The organism is Micromonospora sp. TSRI0369, from assembly GCF_001905625.1.
Lineage (GTDB): Bacteria > Actinomycetota > Actinomycetes > Mycobacteriales > Micromonosporaceae > Micromonospora > Micromonospora echinospora_A.
Map to the genome: position 1 here is coordinate 685,396 of NZ_LIVU01000002.1, position 22,404 is coordinate 707,799.

The window sequence follows — 22,404 nt, forward strand, 5'->3', positions numbered from 1 at the left end:
CTGCTCCCCGCGCCGGCTCGCGCACGGGGGACGTGCCTGCCGCCGGGACGGGATCGTCCGTCGTACCGGTCTCCGGCTCGCGGCCGGGCGGCGCCCCGGCCTCCGGCACGGATCCGACGCCCGCGACCGGATCTCCGGCCGTACCGGTCTCCGGGTCGCGGCCGTGGCTGCCGCCGCCCGCCGCGTCGCGACCGTGGGATCCGCCGTCGGCCGATGCGCGGGCCCTGCGCCCGCGGCCCGCCGGGCCGCCACCGGTCCAGCCGCCACCGGCGTCGGCGGGCGGGCGGGGCCGGGGCTCGTGGACGAAGCCGCTGGCCGTGGTGCTGGTGCTGATCGGTGTGTTCGCCACCGGGGCCGGGCTCGGGCGCACGGCGGGGCCGTTCGACTTCGCCGACGCGTCGACCGAGTCGAGCGGATCGGGCGGTTCGGGCGCGGCGGCGGCCCCGGCGAGCGCTGCCGCCCCGGCCCGGAAGCCGGCCAGCCGGCCGGTACGCCTGTCGGTGCCGGCCATCAAGGTCAACGCTCCGGTCACCCCGGTGGGGCAGGCGAAGGACGGCTCGGTGGACGTGCCGCCGCTGACCGAGCACAACCAGACCGGCTGGTACGACAGGGGAGCGGTGCCCGGCGACCCCGGCCGGGCGATCATCGTGGGCCACGTCGACACCAAGAGCGGGCCGGCCGTCTTCTACCGGTTGCGTTCGCTGAAGCCGGGCGCCCGGATCACGGTGACCCGGGCGGACCGCAGCGTGGTCACGTTCAAGGTGGACAGCGTCGAGTACTTCGACAAGGCGAACCTGCCCGCGGCGCGGGTCTACGGCGACTCCGGCCCGGCCGAGCTGCGCCTGATCACCTGCGGCGGCGAGTGGGTCGGCGGCCGCACCGGCTACCAGGACAACGTGATCGTCTTCGCGTCCCTCACTCGCTGACCGCTCCCGCGCCGGAGCGCCAGGGCCGTAGGAGATCTTGGTAGGAAACGGCCTATGGGGGCGCGAATCTTCCAAGATCTCCGCGAGGCCGGGCCTTGCCCGCGTCGATCATGAGGTTGGCGGGGACAAAAGGGACGGCGGGTGCCGCCAACCTCATGATCAACCGGGAGAGCGGGTCAGGGCTTGGCGGGGACCTGCTGGACGACCTCGAACTCCAGCAGGTTCGCGCCGGTGGCGACCGGCTTGCGCGGCTCGCCGCCCTCGGCGTGCGCGGCCCGGGACGGGCCCTGCGCCCAAGCCTGGTACGCCTCCTCGCTCTCCCAGCGGGTGTAGACGAAGTAGCGGCTCTCCCCGGCGACCGGGCGCAGCAACTCGAAGCCGAGGAAACCGGGGGAGTTCTCCACCGCGCCGGCCCGGGCCGCGAACCGCTTCTCCAACTCCTCGCCGGCGCCGGGCGGGACGTCGATCGCGTTGATCTTCACGACTGCCATGTGTCCACCCTAGCGAGCGCCGCCGCGCGGCAGCGGGCGGTCAGAACGTCTCGACGGCCGGCGCCAGGTCGGCGTCCACCACGACCGGGGCGTGGTCGGAGGGACCCTTGCCCTTGCGGGCCTCCCGGTCCACGTACGCGGAGCGGACCGCGCGGGCGAACGACGCGCTCGCGTACACCAGGTCGATCCGCATGCCCTTGTTCTGGTGGAACATCCCGGCCCGGTAGTCCCAGTACGTGAAGGGGTGCGGCCCCTTCATCGGCGTCGGCACCACGTCCTCCAGCCCCAGGTCACGCAGCGCGGCCAGGGCGGCCCGCTCGGCCGGGGTGACGTGGGTGGAGGTGACGAACAGCGCCGGGTCCCAGACGTCGGCGTCGGTGGGCGCGACGTTGAAGTCGCCGCAGACGGCCACCGGCAGGGGCCCGGCCACCTCCGGTTCCAGGGCGTCGCGCAGCGCCGCGAACCAGGCCAGCTTGTACGCGTAGTGCGGGTCGTCCGGTGTGCGGCCGTTCGGCACGTACACCGACCAGACCCGCAGCCCGTCGCAGGTGGCCGAGATGGCGCGGGCCTCGGGCTCGGGGAAGCCGGGCTCACCCGGGAAGCCGACGGCCACGTCGGCGAGCCCGACCCGGGACAGGACCGCGACGCCGTTCCACCGGCCGTCGCTGTGACTGGCCACCTCGTAGCCCAGCTCGCCGACCTCGGCGACCGGGAACGCCCCGTCCGGGCACTTGGTCTCCTGCAGGCACACGACGTCGGGCTTCGTGGTGGCCAGCCAGTCGAGCAGCCGGGGCAGGCGGGCCTTCACCGAGTTGACGTTCCAGGTCGCCAGGCGCATGTGCCCAGCCTGCCGCATCCCCGGCCGCCCCGCCCGCCCGGCCCGCCGGTCAGGTCCCGCGCGGAGCCGGGCGCGCCGCCGAGCCGGTCGGGCGGCGCCGGGCCTAGCGCTCCGGGGTGTCGCCGGGGCGGGTCTGCTCGGCCAGGAAGCGTTCCAGCTCGGCGCCGAGCTCGTCGGCGGTGGGCAGCGGCCCGGTCTCACCGGCGAGCAGGCTCTTCTCGCCCCGGCCGCGGGCGAACGTGTCGTACTGCTCCTCCAGCGCCTGCACGAGCGTGGCCGCCTCCTCGGTCTGGGTGACCTGGCGGTCGATCTCGACCCGGACCGCCTCGGCGGCGGTGCGCAGGTCCTCGACCGGCAGCAGCAGGCCCGTGCTGCGGGACACGGCCGACAGCAGCGCCTCGGCTGCGGCCGGGTACTCGGTCTGGGCCACGTAGTGCGGCACGTGCGCGGCGAACCCGAGGGCGTCGCGGCCCTGCTCGCCGAGGCGGTACTCCAGGAGGTGACCGACGCTGGCCGGCACCTGCACCTTCTGCAGCCACGGCTCGTGGCCGACGATCAGCTCCTTGCGGGTGGCGTGCGCGGTGACGCCGCTGGGCCGGGTGTGCGGCACCGCCATCGGGATCGAGTTGAGACCGACGGTGAGCCGGACGTCGAGGCGCGCGCAGAGCCCGGCGACGGCTGCTACGAAACGCTCCCACTGCAGGTCCGGCTCGGGGCCGGTGAGCAGCAGGAACGGCGTCTCGTCGTCGTCGCGCAGGGCGTGCAGCTCCAGGGCCGGGGCGTCGTAGTCGGCCCAGTGGTCCTCGACGAACGTCATCACCGGGCGGCGGGAGCGGTAGTCGAAGACCTGGTCGATGTCGAAGCGGGCGATCGTCCGGGCGTCGAGCGAGGTGAGCAGTTGCTCGCGGGCGAGCCGGGTGGCGTTGCCGGCGTCGACGAAGCCGGTGAGCGCCTGGATCAGCACCGGCTGGCCGAGCTCGGGCAGCTCGTCGGTGAGTTCGTAGAGCTCGTGTGGATCGAGCACCGGTGGGGTCCTCCCTGTCGACGCGTACGGGGGAGCGCCGAACGTGCGGTCTCCCCGGTTCGGCCAACGTACCGGGGGGTGTGGTCCATTCCGTTACGGACACCTCCGATGCCCGGATGGTGATCACGATTCGGCTACGCCCCGGTCCGGCGGCGGACATCCGGATCGTCCGAACGGACGAGTTAGTCGATCATCGGGCGGGAGCGGGAGACCTGCGAGGTTCGTGCCGGGGGAGATTCGGCCCGTGGCGGGCGGGCGATTCGCCCGGTTCCCGAGGTCCGTCGCCGGCTGGGTCCGGCAGGCGACGAGTGTCCGGCCCGGGCCGCACAAAGTGTGACGAGGGCCACCCTTCTGGCCTGGATGATCCCGGTTTGTGCTGCCTAGCCTCGTCGGATGCGTAGCGACGGCACCCTCGACGACCCGAACGGCCCCGGCCGCCCGGCTGACCGTTCGGACGATACCCCCTCCACCAACCGGTCGGCCAGGCTTCGGGACCTGATCCGGCGTACCCGCTTCTGGGCGCCGATGAACGCGCCGATGAACCCCCGGCCCGGCCGGACGAAGCTCGCGGTCGCCACCGGCGCGGCCTGCTGCCTCGGCCTGGTCGGCGTCAGCCAGGCCGGCTTCGGCGCGCCGGAGCGCGCGGCCGCCCCGGCGCCCTCGGCGGATGTCGCCGAGCGCGCGGAGGCCGACGTCGCCTCCCGCGCGAGCGCCCGCCCGAGCACCGCGCCGTCCACCGCCGCCCCGTCGGCGACGGCGAGCCCGAAGGCGACCGCCAAGCCCAAGCCGAAGCCCACGAAGACGGCCCGGCAGATCGTTCCGGTCGCCGGCCTGGACCGGACCCAGATGAACAACGCCAAGAAGATCGTGCAGGCCGGCAAGGAGATGGGCGTGCCGCGCCGGGCCCTGGTCATCGCGGTGGCGACCGCGATGCAGGAGAGCACGCTGCTCAACTACGCCAGCGGCGTGCTGCCCGAGTCGCAGAACTACCCGCACCAGGCCATCGGCTGGGACCACGACTCGGTCGGGCTGTTCCAGCAGCGCCCGAGCAGCGGCTGGGGCACCGTCGAGCAGCTCATGGACCCCGAGTACGCGACGAAGGCGTTCCTGTCCGCGCTCGACGAGATCCCCGGCTGGCAGGACCTGCCGCTGTCCGTGGCCGCCCAGGCGGTGCAGATCTCGGCGTTCCCGGACGCGTACGCCCAGCACGAGTGGCGGGCCGGCGAGGTGGTGGCCGAGATCCTGGGCTGACCCGCGAGGGGTGGTTGCCGAAGCGGCGATTCGGGTATCAAGGGCTTGCCGGTCCCAGGTACACATGAAGGGGACCGCGGGACGGAGGACACCATGTCGCTGATGCAACGGATCACCGCCTTCCTGCGGTCGCCGCGGGGCCAGCAGTTGGTCGACCGCGGCCGGCGTGAGATGTCCAAGCCGGAGAACCAGGCCCGGCTGCGGCAGATCGCGACCCGGCTGCAGTCGCGCCGGCGCTGACCCGCGTCACCCCCGCCGCACGAGCCCTCGGAGCCCTTCGTGACCGACCCCGCCCCCGTCGGGGAGCCCGACGCCGTCCCCGCCGCCCCCGTTCCGCCGGTGGAGGTGCCCGAGGCGCCACCGGCCAAGCTCTGGGACCGGATGCGGGAGGACCCGCAGTACGCGCCGGAGCACCTGGCCCTGGAGGCGGTACGCCGGCTCGGGCCGGAGGCCGCGCAGTGGGCCGCCCGGGAGCGGGCCCTGCGGCCGGACGCCCCGCCCGAGCAACTGGCCGACCAGGCGGTCCGCAAGTTCGTCAACCACGCCCGGCTCTCCGGCGCGGTGTCCGGCGCCGCCGGACTGCCCGGCGCGGTGATCGACGTGGGCGTGCTGGCTTGGACCCAGGCTCGGCTGGTGCTGCACGTGGCCGCCGCGTACGGCGCCGACCCGACGCACGTCGACCGGGCCACCGACCTGCTGGTGCTCCAGCGCGTGCACAAGGCCGCCCAGACCGCCCGCCTGGCGCTCGGGGTGGCCGCCGGTCGTGAGCGGGCCGGCGCGTTGTTCGGCTCCGCCGCCGACCGGGCGCTGGGCCGGGTGATGCTCCAGCTAGGCGTCCGGCTGGCCCGGATGGCCGGGGTGCGCGCCGCAAAGCGGATGTTCGCCAAGGTCGTGCCGGGCGCCGCGATCGTGCTCGGCACCTGGGCCAACTCGTCGGCCACGAAGGAGCTGGCCGACCGAACGCGCGCCCTCTACCGGACCGGCGGTCCCCGGCCGCTTCCCGGTCCGCGTCAGCCCTGACGAGCAATTGCGCCGGCCGCTCCACCCGGGGCGGCTGGTCAGCTCGCCCAGCCGGAGGCGTTCCAGGCCACCTCGGCCAGCCGGCCCTGCCCGGCCGCGTTCGGGTGGAACCAGTCCAGCGCGTTCACCTGGTCCAGGGTGAAGCGGTGGCGGTGCACCGCGCCGCCGTCCCAGCGGCAGCGTGACCCGTACGCCCGGCAGGCGGCACGCAGTTGCCCGTCGTACGCCTCGATCCGGTCCCTGACGCGGGCCCGGCGGGCCGCCGCGGCGGGCGTGGTCGACGTGGCGTCGGCCAGCAGCGCCGGGCAGACGCCCCGCGACCAGGCCCGCACGGCGCGGGGCTCGGTGTGCCCGATCTGCCAGAGCCGGTGCAGGTCGGGGATGCTTACCACCAGCACCCGCGCCTTCGGCCGGCCCTCGCGCAGCACGCCCAGGGCCGCGTCGACCTGTTCCCGGAAGGTCGCGACGGCGGTCATGTCGTCGACGTCGCCCCGGCAGGCGTCGTTCGCCCCGATCAGCACGGTCACCAGGTCGGCCTTGTCGCGTACCGCCGACCGGGCCTGGCCGGCCAGCCCGGCCGCGCGGGCCCCCGGCACCGCCCGGTTGTACGCCCGCAGGCCCGGCGCGTCGGCGCGCAGCCGCCGGTAGAGGCTCTCCACCCGCAGGCCGTCCCCGGTCGACCAGGAGTTGCGCTCGCAGCTCACCAGCACCAGGCAGGAGCCGTAGCCGGTGCTCACCGAGTCGCCGAGCGCGACCAGCACCCGGGGCTCGCCGGGCCGGGGCGTGCCGGACGGCCGGGGCGACGCCTCGCCGGAGCCGTCACAGGCCAGCGCGACGAGCGCCGCCAGGCAGGCCAGCGCGGCGATCCAGCGTCGAGGCATCGGTTCCCCCGTCCGGCGGCGGCAACGGGCGCGTCGACCCTATGCCCCGGCGGGGCCCCGGAAGCGGTTCTGTCGGCTATCGGGCATCGACCCCTGTCGTTCACATCTGTCGGGTCGGCGCAGGTCGGCCGTGCAGCCACCTGTGCAGCGCGCGGGTGATCCGGGGCAGCACCAGGTAGGTCATCAGCGGGGTGAGCACGAGCGTCATCAGCAGCGTCCGCCCGGCCAGCGGCACGTCGGCGAGGAACCGGGTGGTCAGCAGCGTGGCGGCCAGGCTGAGCGGGAAGAACGCCAGCCAGATCGTGACCGCCTGCTTCCAGCGCGGCGGCGCGGCCGGCTCCGGCTCGCCGAACGTCTCGACCACGTGGTCCACCGGCGGGTCGAACCAGCCCTCGATGCCGGTGCGCCGCTCCACCCGGGTGTGCTCGACGATGCCCTGCGCCGAGCTGAGCCACCAGCGCCGCTGCGGCGAGTCCTCCCAGCCGCGCAGCGTGTCCGCGTCGGCGAAGCGGTACATCACGTGCCACTCGCCGGAACCGGGCGCGCTGCGGACGAAACCGGCGCCGAGGAAGCCCGGGAAGCTCTCGGCGAGCGCCGTCCCGGCCCGCATCCACGCCACCACCTCGTCGGTACGCGCGGGGTCGGCGCGCCGGGACACGGCGACGGTCACGGGTACGGCCTGCGTCGTGGTCATGCCATCCTCTCCACCGGCCCGCGGGATCTCCGCCGGAACCGGCACCCGAAGTAACGCACCCGCCCGCCGGCCGCATCCGGCGACCGCCCGCCGGGTGTCCCGCATCACCGGTACGGCCCGGGCCGTACCGGTAGCGGCCGGTTAGCCCGCCCGTTCCGGGGTAGGCCCCAGGAATGACCCGATCACAACCCCGGCGCGCCCGTGGCACGGTCGGCCACGCGAACAGCGCCCTGAACCTGCGACTCGTGCTGGCGACGTTCGGTCTGGTCGTGATGACCGTCTTCGCGGTGCTCGCGTTCGCCGCCGGCATCGCCTGGCTGGGCGTGGTCTGCGCGCTCCTCGCCGTCGTGGCGGTGGTCGACCTGGTCGTGATCCAGCGCCGCCGCGCCGCGCGCCGCCGGGAGGAGCCGGGCGTACGGCACTCGCTGTTCGAGTGACAGGAGGACGACATGCCCATCGCCACCACCAATCCCGCCACCGGACAGGTGCTCAAGACGTACGAGGCGATGTCGGACGAGCAGATCGACGCCGCGATCGAGCGGGCCGACCTGGCCTTCCGGCAGTTGCGTGAGACCACAATCGCGCAGCGGGCCCGCTGGCTCACCGCCGCCGCCGACCGGCTCGACGCCGAGCGCGACGAGACGGCCCGCCTGATGACCACCGAGATGGGCAAGACGTACGCCGCCGCGAAGGCGGAGGTCACCAAGTGCGCCACCGCCTGCCGCTTCTACGCCGACAACGCACCGGCGATGCTCGCCGACGAGCCGGCCGACGCCGCCGCGGTCAAGGCGAAGCGGGCGTACGTGCGCTACCAGCCGATCGGCCCGGTGCTCGCGGTGATGCCGTGGAACTTCCCGCTGTGGCAGGTCATGCGCTTCGCCGCCCCGGCCCTGATGGCCGGCAACACCGGTCTGCTCAAGCACGCCTCGAACGTGCCGCAGACCGCGCTCTACCTGGAGGACCTGTTCCGGCGGGCCGGGTTCCCCGAGGGCGCGTTCACCACGCTGCTGGTCGGCTCCGACGCGGTCGACCGGATCCTCAGCGACCCCCGCGTCCGCGCCGCCACGCTCACCGGCAGCGAGCCGGCCGGGCGTTCCATCGCGCAGATCGCCGGCCGGGAGATCAAGAAGACGGTGCTGGAGCTGGGCGGCAGCGACCCGTTCGTGGTGATGCCCTCGGCCGACCTGGACACCGCCGCCGAGGTGGCCACCACCGCCCGCTGCCAGAACAACGGGCAGTCCTGCATCGCCGCGAAGCGGTTCATCGTGCACACCGACGTCTTCGACGCGTTCGCCGAGAAGTTCGCCGCCCGGATGGCGGCGCTGCGCGTCGGCGACCCGATGGACGACGGCACCGACGTCGGCCCGCTCGCCAGCGAACGCGGCCGGGACGAGGTGCACGCCCAGGTCACCGACGCGGTGGAGCAGGGCGCGACGGTGCTCTGCGGCGGCGAGAAGCCGTCCGGCGACGGCTGGTACTACCCGCCGACAGTGGTCACCGACCTGCGCCCGGAGATGCGCATGTGGAGCGAGGAGGTGTTCGGGCCGGTCGCCGGGCTCTTCCGGGTCGGCTCGTACGACGAGGCGATCGCTGTCGCCAACGGCACCAGCTTCGGCCTCGGCTCCAACGCCTGGACCAACGACCCGGCCGAGCAGGAGCGCTTCGCCGTGGACCTGGACGCCGGCAACGTGTTCGTCAACGGGATGACCACCTCGTACCCGGAGCTGCCGTTCGGCGGCGTGAAGAACTCCGGGTACGGCCGCGAGCTGTCCGCCGCCGGCATGCGCGAGTTCTGCAACACCAAGACCGTGTGGATCGGCGAGGGCGAGGCGGGCGCGGGCGCCGGCGCGCACTCCGAGTAGACGCGATTGACCGGACGCCGTCACGGGTAGGAGTGGCGAGCATGACGGCGTTCGGCTTCCACGCATCCCACGAGCAGATCCATCCGGCCCGGCTGCTGGAGGCGGTGATCCACGCCGAGCGCGCCGGCTTCGACGCGGCCATGTGCTCCGACCACTTCTCGCCGTGGAGCGAGCGGCAGGGCCACTCCGGGTTCGCCTGGTCCTGGCTCGGGTCCGCGCTCCAGGCCACGAACCTGTCCTTCGGCGTGGTGAACGCGCCGGGCCAGCGCTACCACCCGGCGATCATCGCGCAGGCCATCGGCACGCTCGGCGCCATGTACCCGGGACGGTTCTGGGCCGCGCTGGGCAGCGGCGAGGCGGCCAACGAGCACATCACCGGCGAGGTGTGGCCGCGCAAGGACGTCCGCAACGCCCGCCTGCGCGAGTGCGTCGACGTGATCCGGGCGCTGCTGGCCGGCGAGGAGGTCAGCCACGACGGCCTGGTCACCGTGGACCGGGCGAAGCTGTGGACCCGGCCGGAGGAGCCGCCCGCACTGGTCGGCGCCGCGGTCAGCGTCGCCACCGCGCGGTGGTGCGCCGAGTGGGCGGACGGGCTGATCACCGTCAACGCGCCGGTCGAGCACCTGCGCCGGATGATCGACGCCTACCGGGACGCCGGCGGGCGCGGTCCGCTGCACCTGCAGGTGCACGTCAGCTGGGCGCCCGAGCAGGAGCAGGCCGAGGCGATCGCGTACGACCAGTGGCGCAGCAACGTCTTCGCCCCGCCGGTCTGCTGGGACCTGGACACCCCCGAGCACTTCGACGTGGTCAGCGCCGACGTGCCGATGTCCAAGGTCGCCGAGACCGTGAACGTCTCCGCCGACCTGGGCCGGCACATCGGCTGGCTGGAGGAGTACGTGGCGCTGGGCTTCGACCAGATCGCGCTGCACCACGTCGGGCAGGAGCAGCGCGCGTTCATCGACACGTTCGGCGCGGAGGTGCTGCCGAAGCTACGCTCCGCCGCCTGATCACACATCGACGCCGCGGCGCATAGGCTCGACGCTCGTGGATGCTCTGTTCGAGGTGGTGGTCTTCCTGGCCATCGCCACCTTCGGCGCGGCGCTGGCCCGCAAGCTCGGCCTGCTCGCGCCGATCCTGCTCGTGGTGCTCGGTCTCGCGCTGTCCTTCCTGCCGTTCTTCCCGCACGTGCGGCTGGACCCGGACCTGGTGCTGGTGGGCATCCTGCCGCCGCTGCTGTACGTGGCGGCGGTGGAGACGTCGGTGCCGGCGTTCCGGCTCAACCTGCGGCCGATCCTGCTGCTCGCGGTCGGGCTGGTCATCTTCACCGCGTTCGTGGTGGGCACCGTCGTGCACTGGTTCCTGCCCCACCTGCCGTACGCGATCTGCTTGGCCCTCGGCGCGGTGGTGGCGCCGCCGGACGCGGTCGCCGCCACCGCGGTAGCCCGCCGGGTCGGCCTGCCCCGGCGGATCGTCACCATCCTGGAGGGCGAGAGCCTGGTCAACGACGCCACCGCGCTGGTGCTGCTGCGGGTCGCGATCGTCGCGGCCACCGCCACCACCGGCGGCGTGGGCGTCGCCGACGTGGCCCGGGAGGTGGTGGTCGCGGCCGGCGGCGGCATCCTGGTCGGCCTGCTCGGCGTGGTGGTCTTCGGCTACCTGCACAAGCGCGCCACCGACCCGGTGCTGGACAACGCGCTGTCGCTGATCGTGCCGTTCGCCGTGGTCTTCGCCGCCGAGGAGATCCACGCCTCCGGCGTGGTCGCGGTGGTGGTGACCGGCCTCGGCATCGGACACAAGCTGCCCACGCTCATGTCGGCCGCCTCCCGCCTGCAGGTGACAGCGTTCTGGCGGCTGATCCGGTTCCTCCTCGAAGGGCTCGTGTTCCTGCTGGTCGGCCTGCAACTGCCGGAGGTGGTGCGCGACCTGGAGGAGCCGTTCGGCTCGCTCGTCGCGATCACCGCAGCGGTGCTGGCGGCCGTCTTCCTGGCCCGGTTCGTCTGGGTGTTCCCGGCGACCTACCTGGGCCGGCTCGTGCCCCGGATCCGTCACCGTGACGCGGCGCCGCCGGTGCAGTACCCGGTCGTCATCGGCTGGGCCGGCATGCGGGGCGTGGTGACACTCGCCGCCGCGCTGGGCCTGCCGCTCACTCTCGCCGACGACGCGCCGTACCCGCGCGCGCTGCTGATCTGGCTGGCGTTCGCGGTGATCGTGGCGACGCTGGTCGGGCAGGGCGCCACGCTGCCGTGGCTGGCCCGGCGGCTGCGGCTGCCCCCCGACGACCCGGTGCAGGACGCGCTGTCCGCCGCCGGGGTGCAGCAGCGGGCCAGCCGGGCGGCCCGGGAACGCCTCGACGAACTGGCCGGGACCGCGCCGGAGGCCGTCGTGGAACGCCTGCGCGGGCTGGTCACCTCCCGCGCGAACCTGGCCTGGGAACGGCTCGGCGGCACCGAACGGGAAACCCCCTCCCAGGCGTACGCGCGCCTGCGGCAGGAGATGATCGACGCCGAGCGGGAGGTGTTCCGGGCCGCCCGTGACTCCGGCCAGATCCCGGAGGAGGTGCTCACCCGCGCCTATCGTGACCTGGATCTGGAGGAGTCACTGCTGCGACAGGAGATCGTCGAATGAGTTGCCAGCACCTGACCGAGGCGGGCACTGCCGAGCCCGCCACCACGACCGAGTGCCCGGACTGCGTGGCCATCGGCAATCCGGACTGGGTGCACCTGCGCGCCTGCCTGACCTGCGGGCACGTGGGCTGCTGCGACTCCTCGCCGTACCAGCACGCCACGAAGCACTTCGAGTCGGCCGGGCACCCGGTGATGCGGTCGGTCCAGCCGGGGGAGTCGTGGCGCTGGTGCTTCGTGGACGAGGAGATCGGCTGACTCAGCCGATCCGGCGCTCCAGCACCTGCCCGGTCCACGGCTTCCGGCCGGTCCGCTCCACGATGAACGTTTCGGTGGCGGTGAACCCGCAGCTCTCGTAGAACCGCACGAGCGCCCGGTCCGGGCTGCGGAAGCAGTCCACCCGCAGCAGGCCGACGCCGCGTTCGCGGGCCCGCTCCGCCGCGTACGCCAGCATCCCCGCACCGACCCCGCGCCCCGCGTACGCCCGGTCGGTGACCAGCAGGTTCACGTACAGCTCCGGTTCGGTGGCCGGCGGCACGTAGTCCGTTGCCGCGCCCACCACCAGCGCGCCCACCGCCGTCGCGTCGATCTCGGCGAGGTACAGGCCGTCCCCGGCCGCCCACGCGTCGGCCTGGGCGATGCGGCGCGGGTCGATCGACGCCGGCTCGGCGCCCCACTGGTCGGTGCGCCCGCGCTCGGCCAGCCAGGCGGTGGCGCTGTCGAGCAGCCGGAGCAGGGTGGGCGCGTCGCCGGGTCCACCGGGGCGGATGGTGAGGGAGGACTGGTCGGTCATCCCGCCATGCTGCTACACCGCGCTCAGCCGGGCACGCCGGCGGGTCGGGCCTGCGGCGCCGGCAGGTTCGCCACCGCGCGGCGGGTCAGCGCCGGGGCGGCCAGCCCGGCGGCGGCGAAGACCCCGCCGAGCACCAGCCAGCCGGCCGGACCGCCGCCGAGCACCAGCAGCGTGAGCAGGCCCCGGCCGAGCGCCTGGGCCGACCCGGCCAGCAGGCCGTCCGCGCCCTGGTACGCCCCGATCGCCCCGGGCGGGGCCAGGTCGTAGGCGAGCCCCGCACCGGCCGCGCTGTGCCACAGGTCGCCCACCGTCCACACCGCTGTGGCGACGAGCAGCAGCACGACCGCCGGAAGCACCGGCAGGACGCCGGTCACGGCGTACAGGGGTGTCGCCGCCGCGAGCACCAGCCCGGCCCGGCGCAGCTTCCGGGCGGCCGGCGCGGCTCGCTCCGCGCCCCGGCTCAGCCGGACCGCGAGCAGCACGGTGAGCACCGTGTTTGCGAGCAGCACCGCCGACACCACCGGCGGCGGGGCGCCGGCCCGGCCCACCGTCCACAGCGGCACGACGAGCACGAGCACCGTCACGTGCGTGCTCAGCACCGCCGACGCGCCGCTCACCGCGAGGAACCAGCCGTTCCGCAGCGGCCCGCCGCGCGGCGCGCCGAGCGCCCGGCGCGTGCGGGTGGTCGTCAGCGGTCCGGCCGTCGCCTCGGGCACGGTGGCCCTGCCCGCGTCGGCTGCTCGCCGCGTGCCGGCTGAGCCCTCTTGCGCGGCGGCCGGCTGCGGTGGCAGGCGCAGCAGCAGCGCCGCCGAGAGCAGGTAGCTGGCCGCGTTGCCGACGACGAGCACCTGGTACGCCCGGTGCGTGTCCACCGCGAGCGCGATCCCGGCGAGCGCGGTGCCGACGCTGATGCCCAGGTTCGCCACCGCGCGCAGCGTGGCGAAGGCGTGCACCCGGCCGTCGGGGCCGCCCACCGCCGCGACGAGCGCCGCCCGTACCGCCAGGTTGCCGGCCGCGAGCAGCGCCTCCGGCACCGCCACCGCCAGGAACGCCGGGAACGAGCCGACCAGCAGGTACGCCAGCGCGGCGACCGCCTGTCCCACCTGGAGGACGGCCCGGAGCGTACGCGGATCCCACCTGTCGGCCAGCGCGCCCAGCGGCACGCTAGCGGTCAGCCCGACCAGCCCGGCGACTGTGAGCCCGGCGCCCACCGAGGTGGCGGAGAGGCCCACGTCCCGGGTCAGGTAGAGCGCCCCGCCAGCCAGCCACAGCCCCGCGCCGACGCTGTTGACCAGCGTGGCGTAGGCCAGCGTGCGCAGCGGCCCGGGCGGCGGGAGCGGCGAGACGCGCCCCATCAGCGGGGTCCGGCGAGGGCCATGCGATCGACGCTAGATGTGGGCCGGCGGTGGCGATGCCCCGGAACCGGCGACGCCCGTCACAACCCGAGGGCTCGGCCGGGAGAAGCCTCGGGGAGGCGTTCCGCGCGGAGCCGGAAGTGGGCCGAGGCTCCAGGCCGGAAGTCCTGCGCCCGCAGCACCCTGTGCACCGCGGCCAGGTGCACCTCATCGGGGCCGGCAGCTCCCGCGGGAAGGATGAGCTTCCGAGCGTTATGCCTCTCAGTCATATTTATGACTCAGAGGCATAACGCCCGAGGGCAACTCTTCTGTTCCGAGGCGACACGCCGGGAGGGCGGTTAACCGGTCGACCGGGGGCGCGGGCCGTGCCACGATCGCGCGATGCCTGCCTCCGTGACCGGCGTGCTGCGCTGGCAGTTCGACCTGACCTGGGCGCTCGCCGAGTACCACCTCGACCGGCTGGAGCCGGCGGACTTCCTCTGGGAGCCGGCCGCGCTGTGCTGGACCATGCGTCCCGGCACGGCCGGCGGGTGGCGTCCCGACTGGGCCGACAGCGAGCCGGACCCGGTCCCGGCGCCCACCGTTGCTTGGCTGACCTGGCACGTCGGCTGGTGGTGGTCGGTCGCGGCCGACCACGTGCGGCAGCGCCCGGCGCGGGAACGCGACGACATCCGCTGGCCCGGGCCGGGCGCGGAGACGGTCGCCTGGCTGCGGGAGCTGCGGACGGAGTGGACGGACGCGCTGGACGGGCTGACCGGCGACGATCTGGACCGGCCGGCCGCGTACCCCTGGCCCGCCGACGCCGGGCTCACCGTGGCGCACCTGGTTGCGTGGGTGAACGCCGAGCTGATGAAGAACGTGGCCGAGATCGGGCAGCTGCGGCTGCTGCGTGCGGCGGGGCGGCCGGTCTGAGCCGGGCCGTGCTCAGTGGGCGCCGCCGAGGTTGAGCACCACCACCCCGGCGATGACCAGCCCCGCGCCGACCACCTTCGCCACGCTCAGCGGCTCGCCCAGGAACGCCGCGCCGATCGCCATGATGGCGGCGGTGCCGAGGCCGGACCAGACCGCGTACGCGACGCCGACCGGGATGTCCTTCACCGCCAGCGAGAGCAGCCCGAACGCGGACAGGTACGCCACCGCCAGGCCCAGTGTGGGCCAGAGCCGGGTGAAACCGTCTGTGGCCTTGAGCAGGCTGGTGCCGATCACCTCGGCGGTGATCGCGCCGAGCAGGAAGAGGTACGCCATCGCAGGACCGTACCCGGTCCTGCGATGGCACCCGGTCAGCTCGGTCAGGAGACCGTGCAGGCCTTTCCGTTCAGGGTGACCAGCCCCGGATCCGGGTTGGGGAAGCGGGACGCGGTGCCGTTGAAGCCGAACGTGGTGGACGCGCCCGGCGCCAGCTTCGCGTTCCAGGACAGGTTCTTCGCGGTGACAGTGGCGCCGCTCTGGCCGAGCTGCGCCGACCAGGCGTGGTCCACCTTCTGGTCGCCGAGGAACGCCCACCGCAGGCTCCACCCGTTCACCGCCGACGTGCCGGTGTTGCGCACCGTCACCTGGGTGGTGAAGCCGGACGGCCAGCTCCCGTGCGTGGTGTACGTGACCGCGCAGGACGGCGCCGGCACCGCGCGGGCGTCACCCTGGTCGGCCAGGAACGACGCGAGCCAGGCCAGCGCCGAGTTCCAGTTGATCGCCACCTCGTTCGTCGCGTACGAGTTGATGTCGTCGACGAAGCAGAACATCGGCGCGCATCCGGCGAGCAGGTTCGCCGCGAACGGGTCCTGAAGCGCGGCGTTCGGGCCGCCGGCGAGCGAGCCGGCCGGCGGTCGCGGCAGGTCCGGGTTCAGCTGGTGGCCGAAGATCCGGCTGTGCTGGTTGCGGGCGTGCTGCTCGCCCCACCCGGTCACGTACGACATGTTCAGCGCGTTGCGGCCGAACAGGTAGTCGGCGGCCTGCACCGCGCCGTCGCGGTACTTCGCGTCCCGGCTCAGGTCGAACGCGGTGGCCAGCACGATCGCGTTGTTCACCAGGTTGCTGTTGCTGCCCCAGACGTACGCGTCGGCGCTGCCCGGGAACGGCAGCCCGTACGCCTGGCCGGCGATCGTGGCCAGGTAGCTGTCGGCGGCGGCGGTGATCGACTCGCGGATGCGGGTCTTCTCCGCCGCGGGCAGCGTGTTGGGCACGGTGGCCAGGTCCATGCGGCCCAGCGCGGCGACGCTCTGCCAGCCGAACGCGCCGTTCGGGGCGAACACGTCGGCGGTGTGCAGCGGCGAGCCGGTGACGTCGGCCAGGTACGCCTTGTCGCCGGTGGTCAGCCACAGCTCGGCCGCGGCCCAGTAGAACTCGTCGCTGACGTTGGTGTCGTCGTACGCGCCGCCGCCGGTGCTGTCGCTGGCCGGGGCGTAGATCGCCGGGTTCGCCTTGGCCGCCGCGTACGCGGTCTTCGCGGCGGTGCCGCAGCGCGCGGCGAACGCGGCGTCGTACGGGGCGTACAGCCGCTGGCACTGCGCCGCGACGGCGGCCAGGTTCAGCGTGGCGGCGGTGGACGGCGCGTGCAGCTCACGCGGCTGCGGGTCGTCCTGGGGTGAGAGCGGCAGGCCGGTCCAGTTCCGGTCGTGGATCTTGTGGTGGACCATCCCGGCCAGCGGCTTGCCGGCCGGCACCTGCATGCGCAGCAGGAACTCCAGCTCCCAGCGGGCCTCGTCGAGCACGTCCGGCACGTCGTTGCCGCGCTCGGGCAGCCGCAGCGTGGAGTCGCCCAGGGCGGCGCCGCCGCCGGCGGTCTCGGCGGTCTTGGTCCGCTCGAAGGTGCTCAGGAGCTGGTAGGTGGCGATGCCGCCGTTGACCACGTACTTGCCGTGGTCGCCCGCGTCGTACCAGCCGCCGCGCACGTCCAGCGAGTAGTCGCAGACGCCGGCCTGGCACGGCACGTCGGTGTCGCCCTGGTTCGGCGCGACGCCGAGGTGGCCGGCCGGGCGGGCGTACTCCTCGCCGATCAGGTCGCCGTCGATCTCGATGCCGCTGCGCTGGGCGTAGAAGAACTGCAGCGAGTCGGCGCGCAGCCGGTCGTAGAGCGCGCCGGAGATGTCGAACGGGTGGCTGGTCTCGCCGTCGACGGTGAGCGTGTAGCCGGTGCCCGGCTTGCGGTACGCGGAGAAATCGACGGTCTGCACGTTCTGCGCCGAGGCGGCGTCGGTGCCGCGCGGCGTGGTCTGCCCGCTGGCGACCACCGCGCCGCTGCCCGACTTCAACTGCCACGGCAGCGCCTCGGTGGCCTCGGTGACCACAGTCGCGTGCTTCGGCCCGCCGGGCAGGTAGCCGACCTGGTTGACCCGGACCCGGGGCCCGGTGTCCGGCTCGTACGGCGGCGCCGGCTCCCCGCCACGCAGCGACACGTTGTCCAGGCAGAACGTCTGCGCCTCGGCGCTGCCGCCGACCTGGAAGATCAGTTGGGCGGTGGGGTTCTCGGCCGGGGAGGTGAACGTGGTGGTGACGCGCTTCGCGGTGCCGGTGGCGGTCGCGTCGACGCTCGCGTACGTGGTGTAGGGGGCGCTGCCGAGCTGGAGCACCGCCTTGACGGCCGCGCCGGGGGTGGCGGAAACGTCGAAGGACAGCTCGTACTCGGCGCCCTGCGTCAGCGGCACCGCGTCCTGGCCGATGCCGGCGTCCCAGGGGTTGGCGGTGCCCGCCGCGACTGTGGTGCAGAGCCGGCCGTCGACGACCGCGAGGTCGCCCGTGCCGTAGGAGAACCAGGGGGAGACACCGGCGCTGAAGTCGCCGTTACGGAGTTGTTCGGGGGCGTCCGGCGGCACCTCGGCAAGGGCCGGGCCGGCGGAGAGGCCGGTGAGCGCCAGCGTGGTGGCCGCGAGCGCGGCGAGCCGACGACGGGATCGGGTCACGGAGGTTCCTTCCGTGCTCGGGGGTGGTGGGGGACCACGGGAGCTGGGAGCGCTCCCAATATCAGGGCGATGTTTCCACCGCGTTCCGTCGCTGTCAATCGATCTGGCCCGATGCTCGGCCGAACGCCCGCTCGCGGAGGGATCCGGCGCGCCACGTACGATGTCGGTGATCTCCTACAGACAACCGAGCCCTCGACCTGGCAGGCTGCGACCCATGACCCTGAAGCTTCGTTCCGTCGGAGCGAGCGACCGTGGGCTGATTCGTAGCGGCAACCAGGACGCGCAGCACGCGGGCCCCTGGCTGGTCGCGGTCGCCGACGGCATGGGCGGCATGGCGGCCGGCGACCTGGCCAGCCGCATCGCGATCGACGCGATCGCCCCGCTGGACGTGGAGACGCCGGAGGACGCACTAGTCGCCGCGCTGCAGGGCGCGATCGAGCTGGCCACCGCGCGGATCCGCCAGGCGGTGGAGGAGGACCCGGAGCGTCAGGGCATGGGGACCACGCTCACCGCGCTGCTGTTCGCCCGTACCGGTAGCTGCCTGGCGCTGGCGCACGTCGGCGACTCCCGCGCCTACCTGTTCCGCGAGGGCGTGCTCAAGCAGGTCACCCGCGACGACACGTTCGTGCAGATGCTCGTCGACCAGGGCGTGATCACCGCCGAGCAGGCCAGCAGCCACCCCCGGCGGGCGGTGGTCACCCAGGCGTTGCAGGGCGACCAGGTCTCCCCGTCGTACGCGACGATGGTGCCCCGCGCCGGCGACCGCTGGCTGCTGTGCAGCGACGGCCTCTCCAACGTGGTCCGCGCGGACACGCTCACCGAGGTGCTCAACGAGCAGCTGGAGCGGGACGCCTGCGCGGCCCGGCTGATCGACCTGGCGCTGCGGGCCGGTGGCCCGGACAACATCACAGTCGTGATCGCCGACGTCGTCGAGGAGTAGCCCTCACCGTCGGCGCGGGGCGGCCCGACGGGTCGGCTCGGCAGTGGTCGGGTCCTCCGGCCACGGGTGACGCGGGTAGCGGCCACGCAGCTCCGCCCGTACCTGCGGATAGCCGGTTCGCCAGAACGACGCCAGGTCGGCGGTGACCGCCACCGGCCGCCCGGCGGGGGAGAGCAGGTGCAGCAGCACCGGCACCCGCCCGTCGGCGATCCGCGGCACGTCCCGCCAGCCGAACGTCTCCTGGAGCTTCACCGCCAGCACCGGCGCGGCCGGATCGGCGTAGTCGACACGTACCCGCGACCCGCTCGGCACCGCGAGCCGCTCCGGGGCCAGCTCGTCCAGCCGGGCGGCCTGCCGCCAGTCCAGCAGCCGGCGCAGCGCCGCCGCCACGTCCACCCGGCCCAGGTCGGCCCGGCGGCGGGCGCGGACCAGCTCCGGCCCGAGCCAGTCGGGCGCGCGGTCGAGCAGCGCCGCGTCGGAGACGTCCGGCCAGTCCTCGCCGAGCGCGTGGCGGCAGAACGCCATCCGGCGACGCAGCCCGGTCGCCTCCGGCGTCCAGCGCAGCAGTCCCGGCCCTTCCTGCCGCAGCCCGTCCAGCAGCGCCGCCGCGACCAGGTCCGGCGCCGGCGCGGTCAGTTGCCGCTCGACCAGCTCGATCGCGCCGAGCCGGACCACCTCCCGGGCCACCACGTCCCCGCCGGACCAGGCCACCTCCCGCCCGGAGCGCAGCAGCGCCGCCCCGGCCTCCCGGGCGGTCGCCTCGTCGATCGGCGCGGCCAGCCGCACCCGGGCGGCCGGCGCGCCGGGGGAGCGGTCGGCCACCGCGACGGCCAGCCACGCCGACCCGGCCAGCCCGGACCCGGGCGCCAGCTCCGCTGCGGTCCCGCCGGCCATCAGGTACGCGGACCCGCCCGGCCGCCGCACCCGGGCCAGCCGTTCCGGGTACGCGAGTCCGGCGAGCAGCCCGGCGGCCAGATCGTCGGGCAGGCGCTTCCGTTCGTCTCCCGGCGGCCGCCCGGCGTCGCGCCGCTGCGCCGCCCGGCCGGTAGGCGCGCCGGTCTGTCGCTGGTCCGCCGGGCCGACGGGTGAGCCAGGGCGCTCGTCCGCGCCGCCGGTGGGCAGGGCGGCACGCAGCCGGCGTACCTCGGCGCGCCAGCGTGCGGTGGCGGACGGGTCGGCGCCGGAGCGCAGGCGGCGCCAGCGGGCCGGCAGGTCGTCCCCCGACCCGCCCAGCGTGTCGTCGGAGAGCACCGCCACCACCTCGGCGGCCCGGTCCGCGTCGACCAGGAGCGCGCCGTCCAGCAGGGCCCGCGCCAGCCGGGGATGGGTGCCTGCCGCAGCGACCGCCCGGCCCCGCGCGGTGATCCGGCCGTCGTCGTCCACCGCGCCGAGCGTGCGCAGGGTCTCCCTTGCCACGGCCAGCGCGGCCGGTGGCGGCGGATCGGGCAGCGCCAGGCCGCCGCCGTCCGGCGTACCCCAGGCCGCCAGCTCCAGCGCGAACCCGGTTAGGTCAGCGGTGGCGATCTCCGGCTCGGGTTGCGGGGCCAGCCGCTCGTGTGTCGCCTGCGACCAGCAGCGGTAGACCGCGCCCGGCGCCTCCCGTCCGGCCCGGCCGGCCCGCTGGGTGGCCGCCGCCCGGGACACCGGCACCGTGACCAGCGCGCCCAGCCCTCGGGCCAGGTCGGTGCGGGGTACGCGGCTCAGGCCGGCGTCGACCACCACCCGCACGCCCGGCACGGTCAGGCTGCTCTCCGCCACTGCGGTCGCCAGCACCACGCGCCGCCCGGCGGCCGGTGTCAGGGCCGCGTCCTGGGCGGCGGCGGGCAGCCGGCCGTGCAGCGGCAGGACGGCGACGTGCTCACGCAGGTCGGCCAGCCGGCCCGTGACCGCGGCGATCTCGCCCGCCCCGGGCAGGAAGACCAGCACGTCGCCGTCGCGTTCGCGCAGCGCCCGGCGGACCGTGGCGGCCACGTGGTCCAGCAGCGCCGGATCGACCCGGCCGCCGCCGGGCGGCGTCACCGGGCGCGGCGGCGGTGCCCACACCCGATCGACCGGGTGCAGGGCGGCCTCGGCGCGTACCACTGGCGCGGGGTCGCCGGCGCCGAGCAGCGCGGCGAACCGGTCCGCCTGCGGGGTGGCCGACATGGCCAGCAGCCAGAGGTCCGGGCGCAGCGTGCCGCGCGCCTCGACGCTGAACGCCAGCGCCAGGTCGGCGTCGAGCTGCCGCTCGTGGCACTCGTCGAGCAGCACCGCGTCCACGCCGGGCAGCTCCGGGTCGTGGTGCAACCGCCGCACCAGCAGGCCGGTGGTGACGACCTCGATCCGGGTACGTGGCCCGGTCCGGCGCTCGCCGCGCACCGCGTAGCCGATCCGGTCGCCGACCCGCTCGCCGAGCAGCCCGGCCATCCGGTGCGCGGCGGCACGGGCGGCGACCCGCCGGGGCTGGGCGATCACCACCCGCCCGGCGACGGCGTCGGCGACCGCGAGCGGCGCGGTGGTGGTCTTGCCGGTGCCCGGCGGCGCCACCAGCACGGCGGCGCCCCGGGCGCGCAGCGCCTCGACGAGCGCCGGCAGCACCGGCCGGACCGGCAGGTCGAGGGCGACGTCGGCGAGCACGGACCCACTCTCGCACCGCGCCGCCGGACGGTCCGCGCTGCCCCCGGAACACGGAACGGCCCGGCCGGCGCACCGCCGACCGGGCCGGGTGGACCGCTGCGCCGGGTCCGCCGACCCGGCCGCCGCCACCTGCTAGTACGTTCCGTCGAGCTGCCCGCGCAGCTTGGTCAGGGCCCGGGCCAGCAGCCGGGACACGTGCATCTGCGAGACGCCGATCTGCTCGGCGATCTGCGACTGGGTCAGGTTGCCGTAGAAGCGCAGCGTGAGGATCTTCTGCTCGCGCTGGTCGAGTGTGGCCAGCGCCGGGCCGAGGGCCACCCGCATCTCGGCCAGCTCGAACTCGCCGTCCTCGCCGCCGATCAGGTCGCCGAGCTCGGTGGCGCGCTCGCCGTCGCCGGTCGGGGTGGACAGCGACACCGCGTTGTACGCGCGGGCGCCCTCCAGGCCCTCCAGCACCTCTTCCTCGGTGAGCTTGAGGTGGGCGGCGATGTCGGCGACCGTCGGCGAGCGGCCGAGCGTCTGCAGCAGCGTGCTGTTGGCGTCGGAGATGGCCAGGCGCAGTTCCTGCAGCCGGCGGGGGACGCGGATGTCCCAGGTGCGGTCGCGGAAGTGGCGCTTCAGCTCGCCGATGATGGTGGGGATCGCGTAGCCGGCGAAGTCGACGCCGCGCGACGGGTCGAACTTGTCGATGGCCTTGATCAGGCCGATCGCGGCGGTCTGCGCCAGGTCGTCGTTCGGCTCGCCGCGACCGCTGTAGCGGTGGGCCAGGTGGTTCGCCAGCGGCAGCCAGGCCTCGATGGCGCGGTCGCGCAGCGCGGGCCGCGACGGGTGGTCGGCCGGCAGCGCGGCCATCGCGTCGAGCAGGTCGGCGGCGCTGTCGGTGAGCGAGCGGGGGTCGAGCTTAGCGGAGCCGGCCGGCGTGGTCGCCGGGGCGCTGATCGTGGGAGCGGTCATGGGTGGTTCCTCCCTGCACCTCGTCCACGGAAGAAAAAAGACGTGACGCTTAGGTTTAGGTGACGGTAGTACGTTCGGAAGCCACCATAGCCCGATCGTGCTGCGGAAATCTAGCCGAAAGTACGATGTACTTAAGGTGTAGGCGGGTATGGAGCCCTTTTTTCGGTGCATAGCGCGCCCCGGCTGGTCAACGTGGAATCCGACAGGTGGGCGAAGTGTCGCCTTTCTGTCGTTGTCCCGCC

22 protein-coding genes are annotated in these 22,404 nt (G+C 74.5%); 11 read left to right on the forward strand and 11 right to left on the reverse strand.

Features of this window, described 5'->3' with window-relative positions; all coding sequences use genetic code 11:
* The first annotated feature begins 224 nt into the window (after positions 1 to 224).
* A complete protein-coding gene (locus AMK25_RS32360) occupies positions 225 to 926 on the forward strand; it encodes a class F sortase (protein ID WP_198937485.1) in 702 nt (233 codons plus the stop codon).
* 176 nt (positions 927 to 1,102) lie between these two features.
* On the opposite strand, the gene AMK25_RS08370 is transcribed toward AMK25_RS32360, so the two are convergent.
* The 3 genes from AMK25_RS08370 to AMK25_RS08380 all read right to left on the reverse strand — a co-directional run bounded on the left by AMK25_RS08370 (position 1,103) and on the right by AMK25_RS08380 (position 3,279).
* Positions 1,103 to 1,417, reverse strand: coding sequence for an antibiotic biosynthesis monooxygenase family protein (locus AMK25_RS08370; RefSeq protein WP_043325067.1), 315 nt, complete (start codon positions 1,415 to 1,417; stop codon positions 1,103 to 1,105).
* 40 nt (positions 1,418 to 1,457) lie between these two features.
* Positions 1,458 to 2,255, reverse strand: a complete 798-nt coding sequence (locus tag AMK25_RS08375; protein ID WP_073827552.1) for an exodeoxyribonuclease III — start codon at positions 2,253 to 2,255, stop codon at positions 1,458 to 1,460.
* A 103-nt stretch (positions 2,256 to 2,358) separates the two neighbouring features.
* Complete coding sequence (locus AMK25_RS08380) at positions 2,359 to 3,279, reverse strand: proteasome assembly chaperone family protein (protein ID WP_073827553.1); 921 nt, start codon at positions 3,277 to 3,279, stop codon at positions 2,359 to 2,361.
* 393 nt (positions 3,280 to 3,672) lie between these two features.
* Here AMK25_RS08380 and AMK25_RS08385 point away from each other — a divergent pair, with 393 nt between their 5' ends.
* The 3 genes from AMK25_RS08385 (at position 3,673) to AMK25_RS08390 (ending at position 5,550) form a co-directional block, all read left to right on the forward strand.
* Complete coding sequence (locus AMK25_RS08385; protein ID WP_073827554.1) at positions 3,673 to 4,530, forward strand: peptidase M23; 858 nt, start codon at positions 3,673 to 3,675, stop codon at positions 4,528 to 4,530.
* A gap of 93 nt (positions 4,531 to 4,623) precedes the next feature.
* Positions 4,624 to 4,770 carry a hypothetical protein gene (locus AMK25_RS32365; RefSeq protein ID WP_166456378.1) on the forward strand — a complete coding sequence of 49 codons (147 nt, stop codon included), beginning with the start codon at positions 4,624 to 4,626 and terminating at the stop codon, positions 4,768 to 4,770.
* A gap of 39 nt (positions 4,771 to 4,809) precedes the next feature.
* Entirely contained in the window at positions 4,810 to 5,550 is a 741-nt protein-coding gene (locus AMK25_RS08390) for an EcsC family protein (RefSeq protein ID WP_073827555.1), read from the forward strand.
* A gap of 38 nt (positions 5,551 to 5,588) precedes the next feature.
* On the opposite strand, the gene AMK25_RS08395 is transcribed toward AMK25_RS08390, so the two are convergent.
* Together AMK25_RS08395 and AMK25_RS08400 are read right to left on the reverse strand one after the other, a co-directional pair.
* The gene (locus tag AMK25_RS08395; protein WP_073827556.1) at positions 5,589 to 6,431 is read right to left on the reverse strand and encodes a GDSL-type esterase/lipase family protein; all 843 of its coding nucleotides are present in this window, start codon (positions 6,429 to 6,431) and stop codon (positions 5,589 to 5,591) included.
* Positions 6,432 to 6,531: 100 nt separating this feature from the next.
* Complete coding sequence (locus tag AMK25_RS08400) at positions 6,532 to 7,125, reverse strand: antibiotic biosynthesis monooxygenase (RefSeq protein ID WP_073827557.1); 594 nt, start codon at positions 7,123 to 7,125, stop codon at positions 6,532 to 6,534.
* A 173-nt stretch (positions 7,126 to 7,298) separates the two neighbouring features.
* Here AMK25_RS08400 and AMK25_RS08405 point away from each other — a divergent pair, with 173 nt between their 5' ends.
* From AMK25_RS08405 to AMK25_RS08425, 5 genes are read left to right on the forward strand one after another with little or no spacing between them, the layout of a single operon-like run.
* Positions 7,299 to 7,562: a DUF6343 family protein gene (locus tag AMK25_RS08405; RefSeq protein WP_043325060.1), complete on the forward strand. Its 264-nt coding sequence runs from the start codon at positions 7,299 to 7,301 to the stop codon at positions 7,560 to 7,562.
* Between the two features lie 12 nt (positions 7,563 to 7,574).
* Complete coding sequence (locus AMK25_RS08410; RefSeq protein WP_073827558.1) at positions 7,575 to 8,987, forward strand: NADP-dependent succinic semialdehyde dehydrogenase; 1,413 nt, start codon at positions 7,575 to 7,577, stop codon at positions 8,985 to 8,987.
* A 32-nt stretch (positions 8,988 to 9,019) separates the two neighbouring features.
* Positions 9,020 to 9,994, forward strand: a complete 975-nt coding sequence (locus AMK25_RS08415; protein ID WP_274534151.1) for a TIGR03885 family FMN-dependent LLM class oxidoreductase — start codon at positions 9,020 to 9,022, stop codon at positions 9,992 to 9,994.
* 37 nt (positions 9,995 to 10,031) lie between these two features.
* Positions 10,032 to 11,612, forward strand: coding sequence for a Na+/H+ antiporter (locus tag AMK25_RS08420; protein WP_073827560.1), 1,581 nt, complete (start codon positions 10,032 to 10,034; stop codon positions 11,610 to 11,612).
* On the forward strand, positions 11,609 to 11,866 hold the full coding sequence (locus AMK25_RS08425; RefSeq protein WP_073827561.1) for a UBP-type zinc finger domain-containing protein: 258 nt from the start codon (positions 11,609 to 11,611) through the stop codon (positions 11,864 to 11,866). The genes AMK25_RS08420 and AMK25_RS08425 overlap by 4 nt, the downstream gene beginning before the upstream one ends.
* Before the next feature lies 1 nt (position 11,867).
* On the opposite strand, the gene AMK25_RS08430 is transcribed toward AMK25_RS08425, so the two are convergent.
* Positions 11,868 to 12,401, reverse strand: a complete 534-nt coding sequence (locus AMK25_RS08430; RefSeq protein ID WP_073827562.1) for a GNAT family N-acetyltransferase — start codon at positions 12,399 to 12,401, stop codon at positions 11,868 to 11,870.
* A gap of 23 nt (positions 12,402 to 12,424) precedes the next feature.
* On the reverse strand, positions 12,425 to 13,756 hold the full coding sequence (locus AMK25_RS08435) for an MFS transporter (RefSeq protein WP_083664670.1): 1,332 nt from the start codon (positions 13,754 to 13,756) through the stop codon (positions 12,425 to 12,427).
* A gap of 381 nt (positions 13,757 to 14,137) precedes the next feature.
* Between AMK25_RS08435 and AMK25_RS08440 the strand changes: the two genes are divergently transcribed.
* A complete protein-coding gene (locus AMK25_RS08440) occupies positions 14,138 to 14,668 on the forward strand; it encodes a DinB family protein (RefSeq protein ID WP_073827563.1) in 531 nt (176 codons plus the stop codon).
* Between the two features lie 12 nt (positions 14,669 to 14,680).
* Here AMK25_RS08440 and AMK25_RS08445 read toward each other — a convergent pair whose 3' ends face one another.
* Together AMK25_RS08445 and AMK25_RS08450 are read right to left on the reverse strand one after the other, a co-directional pair.
* Positions 14,681 to 15,001: a DMT family transporter gene (locus AMK25_RS08445; protein WP_069089914.1), complete on the reverse strand. Its 321-nt coding sequence runs from the start codon at positions 14,999 to 15,001 to the stop codon at positions 14,681 to 14,683.
* A 44-nt stretch (positions 15,002 to 15,045) separates the two neighbouring features.
* Positions 15,046 to 17,652 carry a glycoside hydrolase family 9 protein gene (locus AMK25_RS08450; protein WP_073827564.1) on the reverse strand — a complete coding sequence of 869 codons (2,607 nt, stop codon included), beginning with the start codon at positions 17,650 to 17,652 and terminating at the stop codon, positions 15,046 to 15,048.
* 214 nt (positions 17,653 to 17,866) lie between these two features.
* Here AMK25_RS08450 and AMK25_RS08455 point away from each other — a divergent pair, with 214 nt between their 5' ends.
* Positions 17,867 to 18,592, forward strand: coding sequence for a PP2C family protein-serine/threonine phosphatase (locus AMK25_RS08455; RefSeq protein ID WP_073827565.1), 726 nt, complete (start codon positions 17,867 to 17,869; stop codon positions 18,590 to 18,592).
* Between the two features lie 3 nt (positions 18,593 to 18,595).
* Here AMK25_RS08455 and hrpB read toward each other — a convergent pair whose 3' ends face one another.
* Together hrpB and AMK25_RS08465 are read right to left on the reverse strand one after the other, a co-directional pair.
* Positions 18,596 to 21,208: an ATP-dependent helicase HrpB gene (gene hrpB / locus AMK25_RS08460; RefSeq protein WP_073827566.1), complete on the reverse strand. Its 2,613-nt coding sequence runs from the start codon at positions 21,206 to 21,208 to the stop codon at positions 18,596 to 18,598.
* Positions 21,209 to 21,340: 132 nt separating this feature from the next.
* Complete coding sequence (locus AMK25_RS08465; RefSeq protein WP_073827567.1) at positions 21,341 to 22,162, reverse strand: SigB/SigF/SigG family RNA polymerase sigma factor; 822 nt, start codon at positions 22,160 to 22,162, stop codon at positions 21,341 to 21,343.
* Between the last annotated feature and the right edge of the window lie 242 nt (positions 22,163 to 22,404).

Bases quoted from the DNA above. Each gene is read 5' to 3' on its own strand.
- AMK25_RS08410 (WP_073827558.1), top strand. From the start codon at position 7,575: ATGCCCATCGCCACCACCAATCCCGCCACCGGACAGGTGCTCAAGACG.
- AMK25_RS08375 (WP_073827552.1), bottom strand. From the start codon at position 2,255: ATGCGCCTGGCGACCTGGAACGTCAACTCGGTGAAGGCCCGCCTGCCC.
- AMK25_RS08400 (WP_073827557.1), bottom strand. From the start codon at position 7,125: ATGACCACGACGCAGGCCGTACCCGTGACCGTCGCCGTGTCCCGGCGC.
- AMK25_RS08455 (WP_073827565.1), top strand. From the start codon at position 17,867: ATGACCCTGAAGCTTCGTTCCGTCGGAGCGAGCGACCGTGGGCTGATT.
- AMK25_RS08385 (WP_073827554.1), top strand. From the start codon at position 3,673: ATGCGTAGCGACGGCACCCTCGACGACCCGAACGGCCCCGGCCGCCCG.
- AMK25_RS08440 (WP_073827563.1), top strand. From the start codon at position 14,138: ATGCCTGCCTCCGTGACCGGCGTGCTGCGCTGGCAGTTCGACCTGACC.
- AMK25_RS08425 (WP_073827561.1), top strand. From the start codon at position 11,609: ATGAGTTGCCAGCACCTGACCGAGGCGGGCACTGCCGAGCCCGCCACC.
- AMK25_RS08370 (WP_043325067.1), bottom strand. From the start codon at position 1,417: ATGGCAGTCGTGAAGATCAACGCGATCGACGTCCCGCCCGGCGCCGGC.
- AMK25_RS08435 (WP_083664670.1), bottom strand. From the start codon at position 13,756: ATGGGGCGCGTCTCGCCGCTCCCGCCGCCCGGGCCGCTGCGCACGCTG.
- AMK25_RS08465 (WP_073827567.1), bottom strand. From the start codon at position 22,162: ATGACCGCTCCCACGATCAGCGCCCCGGCGACCACGCCGGCCGGCTCC.
- AMK25_RS08405 (WP_043325060.1), top strand. From the start codon at position 7,299: ATGACCCGATCACAACCCCGGCGCGCCCGTGGCACGGTCGGCCACGCG.
- AMK25_RS08395 (WP_073827556.1), bottom strand. From the start codon at position 6,431: ATGCCTCGACGCTGGATCGCCGCGCTGGCCTGCCTGGCGGCGCTCGTC.
- AMK25_RS08445 (WP_069089914.1), bottom strand. From the start codon at position 15,001: ATGGCGTACCTCTTCCTGCTCGGCGCGATCACCGCCGAGGTGATCGGC.
- AMK25_RS08430 (WP_073827562.1), bottom strand. From the start codon at position 12,401: ATGACCGACCAGTCCTCCCTCACCATCCGCCCCGGTGGACCCGGCGAC.
- AMK25_RS32365 (WP_166456378.1), top strand. From the start codon at position 4,624: ATGTCGCTGATGCAACGGATCACCGCCTTCCTGCGGTCGCCGCGGGGC.